The sequence below is a fragment of the Paraburkholderia sp. IMGN_8 genome, from assembly GCF_038050405.1.
Classification (GTDB): domain Bacteria; phylum Pseudomonadota; class Gammaproteobacteria; order Burkholderiales; family Burkholderiaceae; genus Paraburkholderia.
Window position 1 is genome coordinate 873,812 of record NZ_CP150900.1, and the last position, 19,576, is coordinate 893,387.

Consider the following 19,576-nt stretch of genomic DNA (forward strand, 5'->3'; position numbering starts at 1 on the left):
ATGGACTGGCTAATGGCTTGCAAGGCGCTGATTCTGGGCATTGTCGAAGGGTTGACGGAGTTTTTGCCGGTGTCGAGCACCGGCCATCTGATCGTCGTGGGCAGCCTGCTCGACTTCACTGACGAACACGTGAAAACTTTCGATGTCGTGATCCAGCTCGGCGCAATTCTGGCCGTCTGCTGGGAATTCCGCCGTCGTATCGGCAGCGTGGTGGCGGGTCTGCCGAGCCGGCCTGACGCCCGCCGTTTCACGCTGAACGTGATCATCGCGACGATTCCCGCAGTCGTGCTCGGCTTGCTGTTCGAAAAAGCCATCAAGGAGGCGTTGTTTTCGCCGGTGCCGGTTGCGTTCGCGCTGGTGGTGGGCGGCGTGGTGATCCTGTGGGCGGAGGCGCGCCAACGCGCGCGAGGCGACGCCGCGCCGCGCGTGCAGAGCGTCGACGATCTGACCCCGCTGGATGCGTTGAAAGTCGGCCTCGCCCAATGTTTCGCGCTGATCCCGGGCACGTCGCGCTCGGGTTCGACGATCATCGGCGGGATGCTGTTCGGTCTCGATCGGCGTGTCGCCACGGAGTTTTCATTCTTTCTCGCGATCCCGATCATTTTCGGCGCGACCGCGTACGAGCTCCACAAAGGCTGGGAAGTGCTGTCCGTCGACACGCTCGGCATATTAGCGCTGGGCTTCGTGGCCGCCTTCGTTAGCGCCTTCATATGCGTGCGTTGGCTGCTGCGCTATATCGCCGCGCACGACTTCACCGCGTTCGCGTGGTACCGCATCGGCTTCGGACTGTTGATCCTGCTGGTGGGCTACAGCGGGGCGTTGAGCTGGACGGAATGAGTTTTTAGTCCGCCCTGAATAACCCGGAGAGCCTCGTGCGACGGAGCTTTTAGGCCGAAATGGTGTTGTGAGATTTGCAGGAACCTGGCACATTAACGCGAGAATCCTGCATTTTTCGACGAGGTGCAGATGGGCCCGAAGACACCTATGCCGGAACAAGATTTCTTCCGGCATCCGCTGCGCGAACAGATCAACCTGAAGCATCCGCTGGTGCGGTTGGCCGAGCTGATCAACTGGGAGCGGCTGGGCGCGTTAATGAGCGAGAGCTTCGTGTCGGGCAAAGGTCGACCGGCGAGCTCGCCGCGCCTGATTGCGGGGCTGCTGTATTTGCAGCACACATTCGATCTGTCCGACGAAGAGGTCGTCTGGCAATGGGTGGAGAACCCGTACTGGCAGGTGTTCACCGGTGAGACCTATTTGCAGACCGAACCGCCGATCGACCCGTCGAGCCTGACGCGCTGGCGCAAACGACTGGGCGAAGCCGGCGTTGAAGAGCTGCTGGCCGAGACGATCGAGGCGGCCAAACGTGCCGGTGTGATCAAGGCCGCGAGCGTGAAGCGGGTGATCGTCGACACCACGGTGATGGAAAAGGCGATCTCCCATCCAACCGATTCACGCCTGCTCGAGCGGTGTCGCGAACATCTGGTGAAGGCGGCCGCGCGGCATGGCCTGAAGCTGCGGCAGAACTACAACCGCGAGGCGCCGCGTCTGGGGCTGCAGATTGGCCGCTACGCTCACGCGAAGCAGTACAAGCGCATGAGGAAAGCACTGCGCACGCTGCGTTCACGCGTTGGACGGGTGATGCGCGATGTGGAGCGACAGGTCGCCCAGGTGGCAGACCCCGGCCGTGCTGCATTGATGGAGCTGATTGGCCGCACGAAGCGCATCCTGGCGCAGAAGCCGAAGGACAAGAACAAGCTGTACGCGCTGCATGCGCCGGAAGTCGAGTGTCTGGCCAAAGGCAAGGCGCGCAAGCCATACGAATTCGGCGTGAAGGTGTCGATCACGACGACTCACAGGGAAGGACTGGTAGTTGGCATGCGCTCGATGCCGGGCAATCCGTATGACGGTCATACGCTGGCTGAAGCGCTGGAGCAGGCGGCAATCCTGAGCGACGTCACGCCGGAAGTCGCCATCGTCGACCGTGGATACAAGGGTGTCGCCGTCGACGGCGTGAAGATCTACCACCCGGGCCTGCGGCGGGGTATCACACGCGGACTACGCGCGATGATCAGACGGCGCAGCGCAATCGAGCCAGCCATCGGTCACATGAAGACAGACGGAAAACTCGATCGGAACTGGCTCAAAGGTGCGCTGGGCGACGCGATGCACGCGGTGCTGTGCGGCGCTGGCCACAACCTCCGGATGATCCTGAGGAAGCTACGGCTTCTTTGCGTCTTTATTCTGGCTGCCATGCTTAACCGCCGCAATGCTGCGGTCCCATCGCCGTAACGCCGGTGGTCGGCAAAACGAATTGTTCAGGACGGACTTTTTAGTCGCCGCTCGAAAGAAATGAAAAAGGTCCGCGAGAAATGCGGACCTTTTTTGCTTTTGGTGAACGCGCTATGGAGCGGTTTTACGCAGCTTTGCGCTTCCTGAACACCAGATCCCACACGCCGTGTCCGAGCCGCAGCCCGCGGCGCTCGAACTTAGTCACCGGGCGATACTCGGGGCGCTGCGCGTAGCCGTCGGCGGTGTTTTCCAGCGCGGGTTCAGCGCCCAGCACTTCGAGCATTTGTTCAGCGTAGTTCTGCCAGTCGGTCGCGCAATGTAGATACGCGCCCGGCTTCAGACGCGAGACAAGCAGCGCGACGAACTTCGGCTGGATCAGCCGGCGCTTGTGATGACGCGCCTTGTGCCACGGGTCGGGGAAGAAGATATGCACGCCGTCGAGGCTGTCCGGCGCGATCATCTGTTCGAGCACTTCGACTGCGTCGTGTTGGATGATGCGGATGTTCGACAACCCTTGCTCGCCCATCAGCTTGAGCAGCGCGCCGACGCCCGGTTCGTGCACTTCGACGCCGAGAAAATCGTCGTCCGGACGATGCGAGGCGATCTCCGCGGTGGTCGCGCCCATCCCGAAGCCGATCTCCAGCACGCGCGGCGCCTCGCGGCCGAATACGCTGTTCCAGTCGGGCTGCTGCGGCGTGAACGGCACGACGAAACGCGGTCCGAGTTCATCCATCGCGCGGCGCTGGCCGGTCGATACGCGGCCGGCGCGTGTGACAAAGCTGCGGATGCGGCGTCGATGCAGTGCTGCTTCGGCGGGTGCGTCGTCTTCGATGGGTTCGTCTTCAGTTTCACCGGAATTCGGCGGGAGGTCGTCCGGCAAGCCGGCGTCGTTTGGATCGTGGATCATCGTCGGTGCTGCTACAAGGGTGAGGGCTTCGAGGCTGCGTGGCGTGCCGTAAGGCGCGGTCCGCGCGGTCGTGCGGCTCGGGCCGCCGCTCGCACGGGTCGCCATGCCAAACCGCCGCCACTACAAAAAAGCCGCCTTCATGGAGGCGGCTCGTGCTGGATTCCGCTGAAAGCTCAGCAGGAGGTGGAGCGGGCGTTGCAAGTGCGCGTAAGGTAGCACAACCGAAAAGGGTGCGTCCAGACGGCGGGTGGACTGAAATCGGGAGTGAGATTACATTCAGATTACCGAAATTTCGATTCGTATGATCTAATTGATCTGTAATCCATCCCGTTGCAACGATTATCAAAACGAAAATCAACCATGGGCAAATACGCACACAATCATCGTCAGACAAAAGCGGCCAAAGAGAGTTGGGTCGCTATCGGTCCGACTGCCGTTCCGGCTACCTCTCAGAATGCGCTTCGTAAAGCGATGTCCATTGAAGGGGTGCCGCTGACTCAATTCAACGACTTGCTGTGGCTGATGGCGCAGGAGTCTGGCGGCGTAGTGGACTTGCTTAATCCGAAGTCCTCGGCGCGCGGGCTTTACCAATTATTGCCGCCCCAATATGAGCTGAATCCGAATGGCGAAAAATCGTTCGGTAATGCGGTCGAAGAATGCCAGGGCGGAATTCGCTATATTCTCGGCCGGTATTACACCGCCGCGTCCGCGCGCGTGGTATGGGAAACGAATCATTGGTGTTGAAGCAATGAGAAGGCTTCTGTTGATGGGCTTTGTTTCCGCCATTTGCTGTGTCGGTGCGGCGCGAGCCGCTGACGTCAACGTGCCGCGCTTTGAAGATTTTGCCGTCAGCGACACGTTTACCGGTAAAGCGGCGAAAGTGCGGCTCGTATCCGCGGACGATAAGGAATATGCCACGCGTATACGCGAAGCCAGCCATCAGAGGCCGAATTTCGCCGGGCACTATGTGCTGGCAAGCTGGGGATGCGGGGCGTCCTGTGTATCGAGCGTCGCGATCGATGCGAAGACCGGTCACGTCGCCTGGCTGCCTTTCACTGTGTGTTGCTGGGATGTGGATGTGAAGGAGCCGATCGAGTCCCGGCGCGATAGCCGCTTGATCGTGGTTCACGGTAGCAGGAACGAAACGGGCAGCGGGACTTACTACTACGTGTTGGACAAAGGCGGCTTCAAGCTGGTCAAGGCCGTTGAGAAGACCGCGAAGAAGTAGGCTCGAGCTGGCAAGTCGCCAAGGCAGGCTGGAAAAGCATTGGAGCGGGCGATGGGAATCGAACCCACGGCTCTAGCTTGGGAAGCTAGGGTATTACCATTATACGACGCCCGCAGAGCGCGCTATTTTACAGGGGTTTCGGCGCTTTGGGGAGTCGGGATCGTGTTCAGTGGCGTGAAAAGTGTATGCACTTCGGGATTTTTCGCTGGCATCGCTCGGAGAGCGATCTGTCGCCCGCGGTGAAGGGGCCAGTTCAGAGTTCGGCGTATGATCACACCTTCTATTGCTACAGGCGACTGGCGATGACGCCAACTAGCGTTCCATTCCAAATATCAACCCACGCACAGTCCGAAATCGATCGATTTAGGGCTCTCGCGGAGCATTGGACGAGTGCCGCGCAGCATGTCATCGTGTCGTACTTGGCTATCGAGGCCGCAGGTACAAAGTGGCTCCACTGGGCGATAGTTCGATACGTCTATGAGACAGTCCAGCCGATTTTGCTCGAACCTTCCGTTGTACGGCTCGACGGTGTCGTAGTAGGGCGAGTGCCGATCGATTTGGCGAACGCGAACTTCGATCTTGATCTAATCCTCTGCGCAGGGCAGCTCAAGATCAATGGGGAGGTCTACACCCTGCCACAAACTGACGGGAATTCACTGAGTGCAACGTTTTTTGCGGACAATCATCCTCAGGCTCAACCAAGCCAGGCGAGATCCCCAGCGCTGATGCTGTCGGCCGGCCGGGCGCTGAATGTGGATCCGCGATTTCTCGGAGATATTGAGCATCGGGTGCGATGTCTCGATACTCCCTACGATGGCTTGGCCGACTTGTTGAGTGAGCATCTGTTGCCCATTGCAGTCATGCAACGTACAGAAACGGCCATAGAAATCTTGCTCGAAAAGCCTGCAGAGACGAAGTTGGCCGATTCGACGATCAGCGATGGCAAGCTTTCAGCTAAGATCGTCGCTAGCCCGCGTGTCGATCCGACCTTGCTCAAGATCGGCGTGAAAATTGTCCCTGACAAGCAGAACGCTACGCGGTTGTCGATACCTGGGGCAAGGCTTGCGTGGTCCGCTCAAGAGGATGGGCTAATTGCCGCACGAGTCGAGCAAGATGTTGGCGATACCCCGGTCTGCCAAGTCTTTCTCAGCTATGGTGGACATCATATTTCGCGTTGGTGGGTGGGTGATTCCACAAGACTGCCAAGTCAGCGCGCGGCATTCCTTGCTCAATTCGACAAGGATCTTACAAAGCTGCGCGAAGAACTACTGTCCCGCGAGTCGCGAGGCCACCCTTTCGAACGAGTCTTTGCTCTTGTTCTGGAAGAGCTTGGCTTCGACTGCATGTATCTTGGAGATGTGTCTCACTTGCAGGACGCGCCGGACATCTATTGCGAGACTCCAACGCGAAGGATCGCGGTGGTTGAGTGCGCGGCAGTTGTTTCTAACGCATCCGAAAAGCTTTCGAAGCTACATCAACGTGTTCTGCGAATAAGAGATAGTTTTGTCGCACAGCGACTCGGGAATGTTCAGGTAAATGGTGTCCTCGTCACGAAGCATGGAGATGCAGAAATCGCGCCATTTGCCGAGGAGGCAGAGCGGTTTGGACTGGGCATTGTCGGACTCTCTGCGTTAACGCGTCTTGCGGATGGATTGCGCTTACGGGTTCAGCCTGACGCCCTATACGACGCAATATTCAGTCCCGTCCAACGCTCTGCCGATCTATTCGATCAAGTTGGTGCAGGTACAGGAACCACTCCGTCGTCAATCATATAGTTAGCTCTTCTAGGCGAAGATCTTGGAGGGCGTTCCTCAAGAACATGCAACGAATCCATAGAGATCCAGAACGTTTTGGTCCACTGGAACTGGCTGATTGTATCGGGACAGCAAGAAACATCGACCTTGCTCAAGTCGATAGTGCCATCTCCTTCACAGAATTGCTTGGCGCGGCCCGGACTGACGAACGTTTGCTTCACGGGAAACGAGTGGAGAATATGTTCGAGTATGTTGTCGCCTCACTCGGGAAATCGTTGATCATCAAGCGGGAAGATGCGGGAGAAATAACTTCCCTCGATCCGCGGGTTCAACCGCCGGACTATCGGGTTGTATTGAAGGACGGATCAGAGTATTTGATCGAAGTTAAGAATTGCCATGTACACGGCTTTGATCAGGCGTTTTCGATGTCTAGAAAATATCTGGAGCGACTGAGTGCGTACGCCAATTTGTTCAAAAGGCCCTTACTACTCGCGATTTATTGGTCCAGCCTGCGTATGTGGACGGTTGTAAAACCAGAGGAGGTTTTGACGCGTAGGGGTGCGATTCAACTGAAGTTCGCGGACGCAATGATGCATAACTGGTCCGTCCTTCTCGGAGATATGATGCTGTCAACGATCCCGCCGTTGACTTGCAGAATTTGGGCAGATAAAAGTAAGCCTCGGGCGCTGCAGCCTGACAACACTTTACGCTTCATCATATCAGCCATTACGTTCTATGCAGCGGGGTATGAGATCCTCACCGAGGAGGAGAAGGTGTGGGCTTTGTATTTCATGCTGCATTCGCGATGGACAGAGACAAAAGCCGAGCCCGTGTTGAATGGTGATCAGCTCGAATACATCGAATACGAGTCAGCTCCGCGCGACGATACGCTGGAACACGACTTCCAGCATCTCGGAACGCTAAGTGGGATGGTGTCAAGCTACTACAACTATTTAACGGTCTCAGAAGACGGGAAAGTGACTCGACTGACCCCTTCCATTGGGCCCGCTGCCTTAAGCTTAAGTCTGCGCGAAGGATTCTATGGTGACGTGTTAAAGCTTTGGATGTTCGAAGTGTGGCCGAGGTCAAAGCCGGAAGGTAAGCTGATCGAAGCTTAAGGGAACGACACACGCTCGACGTAGGGAGCCATCGCTATTTCACTACCTTTCGATTTGAGCAGTAGCTTTGACGATGAATGTTGCTCTGCACCTTTTACGGAAGCTGGAGACACCTCATGGAACACGAGATGTTGATAAGAAACTTCCGCGATGCTCTTTCCTCAATAGCCGAGCCACGACTTTTCGAAACAGAACGTGGCTTTCAAGGGGCACTTCTCGCGGAACTGCATCGACTTGTCCCACTGCCTGTTGGTACCGTGATCGAGCAGGAATACCAAAAGCGCTTGCAGGTGCACGGCTTGTCGCAGCGACCCGATATCATCATTCACGAACCGTTTGACCCGACCCGACATCGAACCCCGGCCGAAGGTAATCATGCCGTGGTTGAACTCAAATTACAGGCTACGCGCGCGCAAGCGATTGTTGACTTCGGCAAGCTCTGCGTCATTATGGACGTGCTCGAATATCCGCTTGCGATATTCGTTAATGTCGGATCACCGGTCAATCATGTCGAGGCTTCCCCACCTGCATTGCGCGGCCGTCTTGTCTGCTTCGCTGTTTGGAAGGAGGGAGCAAGCGTCAAGGTGATTGAGGATCGGACATAGTTGGTCGCGTATCGCCGGCCAGATTTGCAGACCGGCGATGGCCATTCAGGACGATTTTGGCCGAGGGCCTACCGCGTACCGAATTCTGCGACAAGCTGGTACACACGCTCGAAGAAGTGTCGGGCTACGAGTCGGGCGACGTTGGGTCGGCGCTGATCGAATCGGCGTGGGCTCAGTACACCCAACCTCACCGTGGCGTCACTCACCGGCGTGTCAGCACTTGAAGCACCAGTCCGACGATCTTGAGTACGGTATCGGTAAGCCATGGGAAATTGCTTCGCCACCACGGTGCGCTTTGCTCGGCCCCGGCACCAACAGCGTCGTCCGACTCGGCCATTACATATTCCGAGCATTCGGAAAAATGACCGGTATCCAAGACCCTGTATTGTACTTCCCAATATTTGTCGTACTCTCCCTCGGTAGTCGGAGCACCTGTTAGCCCCGGGATTGCACGCGAGGATTCGAATAGCTGGACCTCGGGACAGAGACCTCGCGCAATGAAGTTGTCCCGTCCGCCCGCGCTGCATGGCCCTTCGCCAACCACACGGACAATAGGCACTCGAAGTTCGGCGAGTTTAATGGAGTCTTCGAAGGGCCAATCGTTAGCAATGGCCAGAGTGTGCGCGCGGCGTTCGCAACGATTGAGGATAGGGCAGCGCGCGGGTAACTTTTGCGTTCGCGAGAACTCGAAGTACTCGGATTTATTGTTTAAGTTGGGCATCAGCAGGTCAGTTGGGGTTCAATTTTGGGAGACACGCTGCACCACTTCGTTCATCGAATAGTGCACGAACTGCTTGCCCAGTTCAGTAAGGACGTATTGCTTGTTGCCGTCGAACGCTGACTCGACGGTGGTATTGGCTGGGCTTGGTGGTTTACGCACCGCTTGCTTGCGCAGAAATTGCCCATCGGCGTTTGTGTCACGCGCTTGTCGAATGACACCGCCGGTACTGAGATCGCGGATCAGCAGCTTGTATAGGTCAGCTTCCGCCGAGTCCTCCCGAACTAGGTTGCCGTAAATCTCGGTCCAGATATCAAATCGTGTCGAGCCCGGATTGCTGAAGATTTCGCGGATTACCGCCAGATGGGATTCGTGATAAGTGTCCAGCCAGTCGATGAAGAGGCGAACCACGTCATCGGAGCATAGCCGGGTCCCAGCGGCGTTCGTCACGAGGTTCGCCACGTAGCGGCGCTTTTCTTCAGTGTCGGCCTTGTCCCAAGTGCGAAAGGCCTTCCGCACGATGTCCAGATATTCGCCGCTCGCTAGCCGCTCATCGATCTCATCGCCGATTGCCTCGAATCGCCGACCGATATCTTGCATGGTCCCACTGAGGGTTTCCATCTTGGCTTGATGTTCTTCGAGCCATTGCGTCTGGAGGGATGATGCATGCAGACTGGGCTCTTCGGTCTTCATGCTCGCTAGCGCGCTGATGAAACCGCCGACCCATGGAATACTACCGAGCGCCGCTAAAGCAAACTTTTCAAGGATGCGGCGTTTCGTGCTCGGGTTAAGTTTTTCGAGCTGAATCCTAATTTGATCGACGGCCGAATCCGTTGGAACGATCGGGTTATCTGTGCTGTCATCCGAATTCATCCAGCCTCCACGCGTTGCGCTTTAGGGCACGGACAATTCTACAGCACAGGTTCTTGGATTCTTGCGTGGACGAGCGATAGGGGGTGTCAGCAATCGCCCGTAGTCAGCGCGTTGACGGTCTCGGACCGTGCGAAAATCTACCGGAGCTCAGTGGGGGCACGCCGGCGACTCGGGTTTTGGCGTCACTCGGTTTATGCTTCACAGACCGAGCGAGCCAATCTGAATTGATGTGCTCGTGCAGCGTACCATCTAGTCAGAGCACAGTTCGATCACCGTCTGCTTAAACGTCGCGTTGACCAGTTTGCCGCCATCAAAATACTGCACGGTGACGTCGCCGTCGTCAAAACCTTGCATCTTCAGCATTCGCAATGGGGAATCAGGTCCAATAATTCCACTAACCGTCATTTGCGGACCGCCAGACTTCAACCGCACTACATCGCCCTCGTTATAACTCATCAATGTCTTCCTAAGGTGGATTGTTGGATGACGCATTCGCTAGTCTACATGGGAAATTTCACGGATTCGAGCTTGGAAAACGTTCCGAGAAAAATTCTTAAGAGGCGGAATGCAGTCAGTTAAAACTTTCCGTTTGCCGTCTTAGGGGAAGGCGGTTTCGTTGTGTTGAGCCCGGGACTGCGAGGATAGTCTGCGCATGAACGATACCCGATGCCAAAGCAATCTCCAGCCGCTGACCATCGACCAGATTCGCGATCTCGCCGTTGCCGCTCGCGAAGTATTCGGAAGCAACCTCTCTCGGGCGCAGTTTACCGACAGGCTGCTGATGTTTCTTGAGGACGTGCCGGGATATGAATCTGACGATGCGTCGTCATCGCTGATCGAGTCGGCATGGGCCATGTATGCCGCTCATCGACCGTGACGGGTTACTTGCGGCGGTGCGACTTGGCTGGCACGGAATCGAACATAAGCATCTCGCTCGGCACGACTTCCAAGGTCGAGGCCAGCACACAGATGTTGTATAGCGCGATATTCCGTTGCCCGCGCTCGATGCCGCCGACGTAAGACCGCGCCAATCCGGATTCGAGCGCGAGTTTCTCCTGCGACCAGCCCTTTGCCTTCCGCAGTTCCACCACTCGTTTTCCGAACAACTCTAGCGGGTCGTAATCCATCGTTGGGCGTCCAAAAACAACCAACGAAGGGTATGGATTTGACCTCTATGAATCCACGCTCTATAGTGACACGCACTATAAGTGACAATTCAGTGTGGCTGCTGTTGCTATGGCCATTGGTGGTCGCTAGAAAATTGCAGAAGCCAAACGGGGTGACGTGAATGATCAAGCTGGAAATCAGCCTTACAGGGGCTGGCCAGGACGAAGTACGTCGGCTGGAAGATCTGATGCAGAAGATATTGACGTCACTGGAACCTCATATGACGGGCATTGAGGCGACTGTCAAACAGTCGGTGCCAGTTGATCCATACGCCAAGACAAAAGCAAAGATTCTCAGCGTAATTGAAAGAGCGGGGGTAAGCGACCGTTGTATGGATGAGGAATTTTGGCTGGTATATATCCAGGACTGGCTGAATCCAAAAGATAAAGACAATCTGCGTGCAGCCCTCGATTCACTATGTGAAGAAGGGATGCTGGAAGAGGGTATTGAGCCGTGGGAATACTACTTGACCAGAAAAGGGTTTCATTTGATCTATTAGCGTGTAGGAGGGGTTGTCATGCTGTTTCCGACACGGAAGAGCTTCGAGCGTTACAGTTCAGATGGGCTGACGTACTTCAGCACGGGTCTTCATCCCAATCCACGGCTTTTCAAATATCTGTGGCAAATATGGACGCCAGATTCTCCATTGGAAGGAGAGGAGTTTCTGCGCTCGGGGCCACTGCTATCGACAGGGAAGTTCGTAGAGATTGAGCAGCAGATGCTGCAAGCCAGAAAATCCGGCTTTGTCTATAACCGATGCCGGGTGAGAATGGGACTGGGATCACCATTTAATCTGGACCATCCGCGATGGAAAGTCACCGAGTGGGCGCCTTCATGGGACGACGATCCAGACCCCGTTTGGAACGGATACAAGTAAGTTGGAAGGTATCGACGTTCAAGGGTTGCGACATGATCGGCAAAACATAGGTATGAATCGTTGTGCTCATCTGGTCAAGTTGCAAGTTGTCGCTGCCACCGACCCAATCGATAACAAAAGCTTGAAATGATCAACTCACATCTTGTAGAGCGTGCCGCCAATCTGATTCACGACGCAGATGCGCTGATTATAGCGGTAGGCGCTGGGATGAGCGTCGATTCAGGGTTGCCGGATTTCCGTGGATCAAATGGTCTGTGGACAACTCTTCTCCCCAATGGTATGCGAGAACGCGATATCCAGTCATTGACGCAGGGAGACTGCTTTGCGAGGGATCCGGTAGCCGCGTGGCGTTTCTATGGGCGAGCACTGCAGGTTTGTAGCCAAACAGTGCCGCACGAAGGATACGGGATACTCCTTCGCTGGGCGGAACGGGCGACGCATGGTGCATTTGTCTATACGAGTAATGTCGATGGTCACTTCCACGCTGCGGGATTTGACGAGGAACGCGTGGTCGAGTGCCACGGATCGATCAACTTTATGCAATGCACAAAGCCGTGCTGTCCCTCGATCTGGGCGGCGGGGAGCATGGCGGATGCGTTGGGAGATATTAATCGTCTCACTTCCGAAAATCTACCGCGATGTTCGTACTGCGGTGGGGTTGCGCGACCGAATTTCCTGCTATTTTCTGACCCGGCTTGGCTGGCATCACGAACGTCTAAGCAGCAAATGAATTTTCAGCAGTGGCAGAAGGAAGCGCGGAAGGCAGTCGTAATCGAGATTGGCGCCGGACTTGCTTTGCCTAGTATCCGTATGTTTTCTGAAAGTCTTGGCATCCCGCTGATTCGAATCAACCCGGAGGATGCGGGCATTGGGGACCTTGAAGGAGTCGCCTTTCGGGGTTCGGCATTAGCAATGCTTCGGTGTATCGATCGGGAAATGGTCAATTAAAAAATCGGATGATAGCAGATGATGGATTTGTGGTGGTTTTTTGGGGAGCTAATCGGATCGAGTAACTATGTGAAAAATGGTGGTGATCATCGGCGGTAAGGTCTTATTGTGCCTCTGGGGTGAGGTACGAGTGACGGTGAAAATAAAACCATGGATAATCCGTTCTTAGCTTTTCTACGCCGGGTTGTGAATTTGTTTTGGGTTGTGGTTTGGATAGCAGCTCCCTTAGTAGCCTTGTCGTTATTGGTAATATCGTACTGCAAACGACGACAGACGAAAGACAGGGACGAGATCAAGTTTTGGAAAGATCAGGGAAGGTTGGGATGGACGGGACTGTATGTTTGTGTTTTCGGCTATGTTTGGATGTTTCAAGACATTCTCGTGTATCCGTTTAACGACATTGAAGCAGCTCGGCACTGGATACAACTAGCCTTCAGCGTTCCTGGTTATTTTTGGTTCGTATTGTTTCATGGCGGTGAAGTCGATCTTATTTCATGTGATATTGCTTCGTTCATCATTATGTTTCTCATGATGGTGTATTACATGATCAAGGATTGGTTGAAAGTGAATGGGGATCATGATGCAAACCTAAACTGGAATCCAACAGCTCGAATCAACAAGAGGCGTCGTGAGCAGTGGGAGAAAGATGAAGCGCCATTTAGGGTTTTGTCACGACAGTATCAAGAGATGCAACGCAGGCATCCTAAAAATCTGGAAGGATGGAAAGGGATGTCGAAAGCGAAGCAAGACCTTCTTGTTGAAGAATGGGAAGAAGAGGAAGCTGCCCTAAGAGCAGAAATGGATCGTTGTCCACGGTCACAAGTGTTTAATCGAAAATAATCGAATGGCCGGTCGTTGGGGTTAATGCTATACCGGTCCGGGGAATAAATTTTCGGTGAAATCTGTGGTTAATCGCGCGGGATGCCCGATCAGTGTGCGCTGTCGTGGGGTACGGCGTCACCCAGATGTGATTATTGAGGCTTGATATGGGATTCGAGAATTTGTTTGAAGGGAAGTCGTGGCCGGAGGTGCAGGAGCGGATCGGCGTCATGTCGGTCGATACGCTCAATCGGATCTGGCAATTCGTTCTTGAAGAGGACGGTTACCTCATCGCCATTGCGAAGGACGGCAATGACGCATTGCTCGGGCGCATGGGCAAACGCAACGACGGGAAGTTCTGCATTGAGATCGTAGTTCGTGCCGAAATCGAAAACAACGAGCTACATCACTACGAGTTCTGGTACGTCGATAAGGTCGATAAGCCACGATATGCTCGGCGGCTCCTTGAGGTGATACAGGAGCACCTCAATCAGTCGTAGATAGACTTCGCCGCGTACCATGAACTGGAGGCATGATTGGCAATTCGTGGTTGGCCGAGGCGACTACGCGGTGCCGGGTTCCGGAACCCGATGTTCGACGTGGCCATGCAGAAGCCCGAGCATGATAAGCACGGTTAATGCGGGGGGCAGACTGAGACCAAGTCCCGATATGTTTTCGCTCCCGAAGAATCCCGGATTTATACGCGCTGCATCAGACGAAAATCGCGCCCTATTTTCAGGCTAGAGCGGAAGCGGAAACGGCGCCTAATCTCGCAGGTGCTCCAGTATCTGTAACAAGCGAAATACCGGGTTGCGGGCATCATGTGTCGTCTCGGCGGCAAGTGCCTGAAGTTCGCCGATGCGGCGCTTGTAATCGCCATTGATCACGCACTGCAGACCATCGATTTCGGAAAAGGCTTGGGTCAAGAATCCCGTGGGCACGACAGGCGACCAGAGCATGTGCTGGCACGAAAAATCGCTGAGATACTTTGCGCCGTATTGCTGCTGCCGCTGGAACTTCTTCCTGATTCGCGCGATGGTCGTGCTGTGATCGCCATACTGAAGGCCCCGAATGTGCGTCGTGACCTCGCAGAGGTACGCGGTCCGCGTCTTCAAGTTCAATCCGATGACATCCAATTCCTCAAGGCCCTGAAGTCCGCCGCCAGGCGGGCGCACGTTGTAGTCGACCACGTCGCAGTCGAGCTTCAATTGTAGGTACGCCCCGACGATGTATTCGCCAATGTCAGTCAACATGCGTGGTCCCCGTTGCTCGGCGTAATGTGTTTGCCGATTTATACACCGGGGACGATCCCGTATCAATGAATTAGGCCGGTTGCAACAGCGAATCGATGACCCTGACGGCCTTCCGGCTCGCATCGTTCGGGCTCAGATGCGCATATCGCTGCGTCATCTTCGGGTCGCTGTGGCCGAGCAATACCGATACCTCGTACAAACTTACGCCGGCTCTGACTAACTTGCTCGCGAACGTGTGTCGCAGCGTGTGAAGGGTGACGCGTCCGCCGCGTTCCTTGACGACTGCCGGATCATTTAGCCCCGCGCGCTCGATCGCCTTCTTGATCGATTTCGTGCTGTAGCCGCGTTCATTGCCGGTGCGATCTTCAAAGACGTACCGCTGACCGGGTCTGCGTTCTTCCCACCGGCGACGAAGAATCGCTTCGAGTCGCGAGGTCATGTGCAAGACATCCTCGTTTCGTACTTTGCTCCGGTACAGACTGATTGTGCATGCATCGAGGCTGATCGCCGACCACGGAATGTTTGCGACCTCGGAATAGCGACACCCCGTATCTAGCAGGAAAACTGTGATGTCGTAGTTGTCCTGCACATTCCGCGTCATCTCAGGTGTTCGCGTTTCTAACGGCTTTAAACCGTTTCTAAGCCGCTCCGGATCGAGTTCGAGCAATAACGCCGACTCTTCGCTGGAATCCAGATATCGAAGCCTATAAGAAGTCTTAAGCGCTGGAAATACGATTTCGCGATTAACTTTGAAGCCGAGCTTTGTCATCTCGTTGATGGTTGCGCGCAGCAAGCCAATCTCGTGCTTGATGGTCGCTGGCTTGTCGCCTTCGGCCTTGCGTTTGGCGACGAGGACTTCGAAATCACGCGTTGTCAGTTCGTGCAGCAGCATGTCGGGCGAAAATCCATAACAGGGAAGCTTCGCCTTCGTCTTCGAATGAAGCTTGTACCCCATCGCTTTCCGGATGCCTGACCACATGCCGCTGTAATAGGCGGTGCCCTTGCGGGACTCAACGTATTGCTCCAGCGCGTCCTTGACGGTGATCTCTGGGGCATCGCCAAGATACCGCTCGCTGTGCGCGCGATTGCGGACTTCGCGTTCGACCTGCGCGGCTTTCGTCTTGTTCGGCGTCCCGGTCGAACCGAAGAACTTCTTTCCCTGAATCTGGAACTGGTAGTACCAGTTCTTGCTGTTGTTTCGACGGATGAGCGTCATGGTGTTGCTCCTTGCAAAAAGTAATTAATGAGCAACACCATCCGGGCTGACACGGGGTATGACAACAGCTTTCGCCCATGCCAGGGGTAAGAGAACCGATCGAGCACAGGGCGTTTAGCGCGCGCTCTGGCGGGTTACAAATGGCTGTTGGGGGGTATGTGCCACGGGCGACTTGTAAGCCGCCTAACGGGCGACGTCGTGGCCGAAAAAAAACGGACCGTGCACTGCACGGTCCGTTCTAAAGGGACATTACGATAAATTAAGCCGAGACACGATCGTCGTCGCCGGACATCCGGTCAAGAAGCGTCTCCTGCCAGTCCTTCCGCCGTTGCTGGACCTCGTCGTGTATGAACCGATGGCCGACATAGGCACCCGTGTTCTCGTTGAATTCGAGGTCCACGACCAGCCTCAGGCCCTTGTAGACCCGATGGGGCCTAGATGCCGGCTTGTACCCCTTGTCCTGCAATATCATGCCGAACCGCTTGCCGGAATACGCGAAGTTGTACTGCGACTCGCTCCATGCCTTGAAGAACTTATAAGTGTCGCCGAAGTGGATTTCGCCTTCCGGGTCGTTGCGGGTGAACTCTGAGAGCCAACTGCTCACGATGTCCATTTCGCCGCGGTACTCGGCGACCTCGTTCGTGATGACCTGGGGTTCATTGAGCTTATACCCGTTCTCCCGCCAGTGCTGGCAGCCGACCAGGGCCCAGTTCAAGATGCCGGGCAGTTCCGCGCACAGCTTACGCTCAAGGTCCGGGTCGCGCTCTTCAGGCGGAATCGTGACCGTGAAAGGGATCAACTTCATACGACGCCAGATGCCGTGGTCGGAGCCCTTGACCGTCGGCTTGTAGTTACCAGCGAGCCAGAGCTTGAACCGGGGCTTGAACTCGAATGCGTTCTGGTACAGCATGCGCGCCGTGATGACTTCGCCGCCGGTATACCACTTCACGGTCTTCTCGCTAAAGTGCCGTCCGTCTTCGACTTCGCTCATGGCGACGAGGCGTTTTCCCATCAGGCGGGCGACTTCGCTGCTCGCTGCGTTCTGGCTCATGCCCGCTGCGCCATTTTTTTCGAGGAGCATGTCGCCGTTGGCCTGCGCGCCGAGATCGCCGAACAGAGCACGCAGCACATTGAGAAAGGTTGATTTCCCGTTCGCACCACTGCCGTACGCGAAGAACAAGGCGTGTTCCGATGTCTGGCTGGTCAACGTGTAGCCGATGGCGCGACGCAGGTACTCCACCAGTTCGACATTGCCGCTCATGATCTGCAGCAGGAAGGCTTCCCATATCGGGCAGGTGGCATCCGGATCGTAGTCCACTGCTGCAGTATACGTGATATGCAGGTCTGGCCGCATCGGCATGAAGGTGCCGGTCTGCAAATCAATGAGTCCATTCCGGACGGGGAGCAGCCAATCGCCCTGATCAAGGTCGATTGCCGAAACCGCGATACCGGACTCCGACCGGAACAGATCGACGGCGTTCTTCAGGCCAGTGTTGCTCTCGGTATATTGTGCGTGCAAAGCCATTGACTGGCGATTGCCGGGTGACAGCCGAAACATCTCCTCGTAGATCAGGGCGATCAGTTTCCGGGCGAGGAAGAGCACATGCAGTTCATCGACGCGCCGCCAGACCCCCGAGCTCTGTTTTTCCAGCCACTGTTTGGTTTCACTCACGTAACGAAGCGACTCACGGTACAGTTCGGACATACGCTTCGCGTTGCCGAGGTCGGTCGTGTGCATGACACTGCCGACGTTTTCCTGATGCGACCTGATGACGTTCACGGCGGTTTGCGCGACCTCGGACTCGGGGAGCGGCGGGTTGCAGCAATCTGCGTTGTACTCAAGTAACTCCTCTTCCAGCCGATCGGGGTCGAGACCGCCGTTGAGCAGGGAGAACGCATAGAGCATGATCGACTGGTTGCGATTGCCTGCAGGGACAGGCTTGGCCTTGGCAAACTTGCGTTTATGGCTAGTAGTGCCATGCTTGGCGAGTTCTTCCAGCAGCTTCGCAGGTGCGGGTTCAATCGGGGTGCTCCGATCGACCCAATCGTATTCTTCACCGTTGATGGAAGAGGGCGGAGCAACGCAATAGGCGCCGTCACCCCGGACGTCGATGCCCTCGCGGAATCCAACCTTGCTCCGAATTTTCATACCTTCGGGGTATGTGTACAACTTGTGAAATCCCCCTGACGGCGTCAGCACCGTCCGGGTTTCGGGGAAAGGGCCAAGCTCTTTTTCGAGGGCGATGTATGACTTCGCGCCGGATTTCTTGTTTTTTACATCGACGTCGATCACGAGCAGGCGTCCGGACGGAGTCCCAGTAGCGTATGCAATGTTCGAGTTGGGGAATTGCTTTGCCCACGCCCGATGTTGCTCGGGGTCCAGGCTCGCGTCCTTAAATCCGTTTGACGTGAGGGGGCGTTTTTCGTTCGGAACAATCGGGAAGCAGGCGAAACCCTCGGCGGCAAGGACGGAGTATTTTTTGACTGGATCGATATTCATAAGTTAGGAATGCATAGTATCTGGACGGAGGGTAGCGGATGCCGCCTCCGGGTATAGTTCAGTACGGAATTTGGGGTGTCAGCGGTTGGTTATGGAATCGTCAGTTCGCTGTCGCGAGGATTACAGGCGCCCCATACAAAGTACTCGTTCGGGGGGAGTTCCCTAGCTGCATAGATGGTATTGCAGTCGTTGCAGACGATGCCGCAGGCTTCGCCATCCATTCCAATTGTGCGGGCAGGATTGTGCCGGGTCAGGTAATTGGGACAGCGGACGCAATCCCAGATCCGGAAGCAATAAACGGGGTACGGTCCGTCACCATCGTTGGCTGGCCAAATGGGGTGATCGGGGGGGAGATGAGCGATCTGATAGTCAGGGGCGGACTGACGGATGTCGCCCTTCCGGAGGAATACGTTGAGATAAGGCGTGATGCTACGGTTTGCCATGAATTGGCCTCGCTGTGAATTAGCGGCCGATGGCGAGCTGCATGAGGATAGAGGCTGATGCAGTGGACGTCATCGACCAAAGTCCGTTCGTCATGAACGGGGCTTTGATCGAAAGTCGTACCACTGCAACCCAGGTGACTGGGCAGGGATCGCTCAGAACGCGATTTCCCGGGGCGCTCACACTACCTTATGGCCCCTGCGGAGTGAGTAACTACGACCTCATCGAATGATGTCATCCGAGGAAATCTGTGCATAACTTCCGACAGGCGAACTGTACCGAGGCCGGATGGCTGGAGCAAGGGCCTGAGCGAAACTAGTATACGTTGCATGTCCCAGGCTGGCGCCACCGCGGCGAGCAGGTTTTCCGAATACGTGGGCGAGAAGGGCTGTTACAAATCCTCGCGGAAGGTTTGTCGTGCAGCGGTCATTGTGAGACGCACCGCAGGTCCATAGATTCGCCCAGCGCACCTTTTCGGCGTCCGGATACCCTCCCGGTTCGCGGCTCCGCTCATCCCGACCTCACTCGTTGCATGTGCGCAACACCATTAAACAATTCAACGATTTCATCGATTTTCAAAAAGTTCTCCACTCATCTTCTTCTATATAAAAACTTTTAAAAAACAAGAGAAATTGTTTAATCGTTTAAAAACCGCGCTCTTCGATCAGAATGATGTGATGTGTCCCACCCCCTCCACCTGCGCGGTCGGCGACGGCACGAGCATGCGGACCGGACAGGGATGGTTCTACGGCAGAATCTAGTTAAGCTAATGATCTGGCTCAAAAATCCCTGTTGGATCAAGAGGATATAGCGCTGGCGCGTAAGGATGGCGTGAAAACTGTCACTGTTGCTCGTCGGACTTC

At 55.6% G+C, this 19,576-nt stretch carries 20 protein-coding genes and 1 tRNA gene; 13 read left to right on the forward strand and 8 right to left on the reverse strand.

Annotated features, from left to right (window positions below; all coding sequences use genetic code 11):
* Both WN982_RS04205 and WN982_RS04210 read left to right on the forward strand, forming a co-directional pair.
* Positions 1-837 carry an undecaprenyl-diphosphate phosphatase gene (locus WN982_RS04205; RefSeq protein WP_341314529.1) on the forward strand — a complete coding sequence of 279 codons (837 nt, stop codon included), beginning with the start codon at positions 1-3 and terminating at the stop codon, positions 835-837.
* Between the two features lie 129 nt (positions 838-966).
* Entirely contained in the window at positions 967-2,289 is a 1,323-nt protein-coding gene (locus WN982_RS04210; RefSeq protein WP_341312674.1) for an IS5 family transposase, read from the forward strand.
* A gap of 124 nt (positions 2,290-2,413) precedes the next feature.
* On the opposite strand, the gene trmB is transcribed toward WN982_RS04210, so the two are convergent.
* Positions 2,414-3,196, reverse strand: coding sequence for a tRNA (guanosine(46)-N7)-methyltransferase TrmB (gene trmB / locus WN982_RS04215; protein WP_341315714.1), 783 nt, complete (start codon positions 3,194-3,196; stop codon positions 2,414-2,416).
* 360 nt (positions 3,197-3,556) lie between these two features.
* Between trmB and WN982_RS04220 the strand changes: the two genes are divergently transcribed.
* Both WN982_RS04220 and WN982_RS04225 read left to right on the forward strand, forming a co-directional pair.
* Positions 3,557-3,940 (forward strand): hypothetical protein, encoded by a 384-nt coding sequence (locus WN982_RS04220; RefSeq protein WP_341314530.1) that lies wholly within the window; start codon positions 3,557-3,559, stop codon positions 3,938-3,940.
* 4 nt (positions 3,941-3,944) lie between these two features.
* Positions 3,945-4,424, forward strand: coding sequence for a hypothetical protein (locus WN982_RS04225; protein ID WP_341314531.1), 480 nt, complete (start codon positions 3,945-3,947; stop codon positions 4,422-4,424).
* 40 nt (positions 4,425-4,464) lie between these two features.
* Here WN982_RS04225 and WN982_RS04230 read toward each other — a convergent pair.
* Positions 4,465-4,538: transfer RNA gene (locus WN982_RS04230), tRNA-Gly, on the reverse strand.
* A 71-nt stretch (positions 4,539-4,609) separates the two neighbouring features.
* Between WN982_RS04230 and WN982_RS04235 the strand changes: the two genes are divergently transcribed.
* The 3 genes from WN982_RS04235 to WN982_RS04245 all read left to right on the forward strand — a co-directional run bounded on the left by WN982_RS04235 (position 4,610) and on the right by WN982_RS04245 (position 7,901).
* The gene (locus WN982_RS04235) at positions 4,610-6,199 is read left to right on the forward strand and encodes a hypothetical protein (RefSeq protein ID WP_341314532.1); all 1,590 of its coding nucleotides are present in this window, start codon (positions 4,610-4,612) and stop codon (positions 6,197-6,199) included.
* Between the two features lie 44 nt (positions 6,200-6,243).
* Complete coding sequence (locus WN982_RS04240) at positions 6,244-7,296, forward strand: hypothetical protein (protein ID WP_341314533.1); 1,053 nt, start codon at positions 6,244-6,246, stop codon at positions 7,294-7,296.
* Between the two features lie 116 nt (positions 7,297-7,412).
* On the forward strand, positions 7,413-7,901 hold the full coding sequence (locus tag WN982_RS04245) for a hypothetical protein (RefSeq protein ID WP_341314534.1): 489 nt from the start codon (positions 7,413-7,415) through the stop codon (positions 7,899-7,901).
* A gap of 739 nt (positions 7,902-8,640) precedes the next feature.
* Here the strand turns inward: WN982_RS04245 and WN982_RS04250 are convergent.
* On the reverse strand, positions 8,641-9,492 hold the full coding sequence (locus WN982_RS04250; protein ID WP_341314535.1) for a hypothetical protein: 852 nt from the start codon (positions 9,490-9,492) through the stop codon (positions 8,641-8,643).
* 249 nt (positions 9,493-9,741) lie between these two features.
* Positions 9,742-9,948 (reverse strand): DUF2158 domain-containing protein, encoded by a 207-nt coding sequence (locus WN982_RS04255; protein ID WP_341314536.1) that lies wholly within the window; start codon positions 9,946-9,948, stop codon positions 9,742-9,744.
* 196 nt (positions 9,949-10,144) lie between these two features.
* On the opposite strand from WN982_RS04255, the gene WN982_RS04260 reads away from it, so the two are divergent.
* Complete coding sequence (locus tag WN982_RS04260) at positions 10,145-10,369, forward strand: hypothetical protein (protein WP_341314537.1); 225 nt, start codon at positions 10,145-10,147, stop codon at positions 10,367-10,369.
* A gap of 4 nt (positions 10,370-10,373) precedes the next feature.
* Here WN982_RS04260 and WN982_RS04265 read toward each other — a convergent pair whose 3' ends face one another.
* Positions 10,374-10,619: a helix-turn-helix transcriptional regulator gene (locus WN982_RS04265; protein ID WP_341314538.1), complete on the reverse strand. Its 246-nt coding sequence runs from the start codon at positions 10,617-10,619 to the stop codon at positions 10,374-10,376.
* A 161-nt stretch (positions 10,620-10,780) separates the two neighbouring features.
* On the opposite strand from WN982_RS04265, the gene WN982_RS04270 reads away from it, so the two are divergent.
* The 5 genes from WN982_RS04270 (at position 10,781) to WN982_RS04290 (ending at position 13,803) form a co-directional block, all read left to right on the forward strand.
* Positions 10,781-11,158 carry a hypothetical protein gene (locus tag WN982_RS04270; protein ID WP_341314539.1) on the forward strand — a complete coding sequence of 126 codons (378 nt, stop codon included), beginning with the start codon at positions 10,781-10,783 and terminating at the stop codon, positions 11,156-11,158.
* Between the two features lie 18 nt (positions 11,159-11,176).
* Entirely contained in the window at positions 11,177-11,536 is a 360-nt protein-coding gene (locus tag WN982_RS04275) for a hypothetical protein (protein WP_341314540.1), read from the forward strand.
* 126 nt (positions 11,537-11,662) lie between these two features.
* Entirely contained in the window at positions 11,663-12,484 is an 822-nt protein-coding gene (locus WN982_RS04280; RefSeq protein WP_341314541.1) for a Sir2 family NAD-dependent protein deacetylase, read from the forward strand.
* A 150-nt stretch (positions 12,485-12,634) separates the two neighbouring features.
* Positions 12,635-13,324 (forward strand): hypothetical protein, encoded by a 690-nt coding sequence (locus WN982_RS04285; RefSeq protein ID WP_341314542.1) that lies wholly within the window; start codon positions 12,635-12,637, stop codon positions 13,322-13,324.
* 146 nt (positions 13,325-13,470) lie between these two features.
* Positions 13,471-13,803, forward strand: a complete 333-nt coding sequence (locus WN982_RS04290; protein WP_341314543.1) for a hypothetical protein — start codon at positions 13,471-13,473, stop codon at positions 13,801-13,803.
* Positions 13,804-14,067: 264 nt separating this feature from the next.
* On the opposite strand, the gene WN982_RS04295 is transcribed toward WN982_RS04290, so the two are convergent.
* From WN982_RS04295 to WN982_RS04305, 3 genes are all read right to left on the reverse strand, one after another.
* A complete protein-coding gene (locus WN982_RS04295; RefSeq protein ID WP_341314544.1) occupies positions 14,068-14,556 on the reverse strand; it encodes a hypothetical protein in 489 nt (162 codons plus the stop codon).
* 70 nt (positions 14,557-14,626) lie between these two features.
* Positions 14,627-15,772 carry a site-specific integrase gene (locus WN982_RS04300; RefSeq protein ID WP_341314545.1) on the reverse strand — a complete coding sequence of 382 codons (1,146 nt, stop codon included), beginning with the start codon at positions 15,770-15,772 and terminating at the stop codon, positions 14,627-14,629.
* Positions 15,773-16,031: 259 nt separating this feature from the next.
* A complete protein-coding gene (locus tag WN982_RS04305) occupies positions 16,032-18,272 on the reverse strand; it encodes a phage/plasmid primase, P4 family (protein WP_341314546.1) in 2,241 nt (746 codons plus the stop codon).
* Positions 18,273-19,576 lie beyond the last annotated feature (1,304 nt).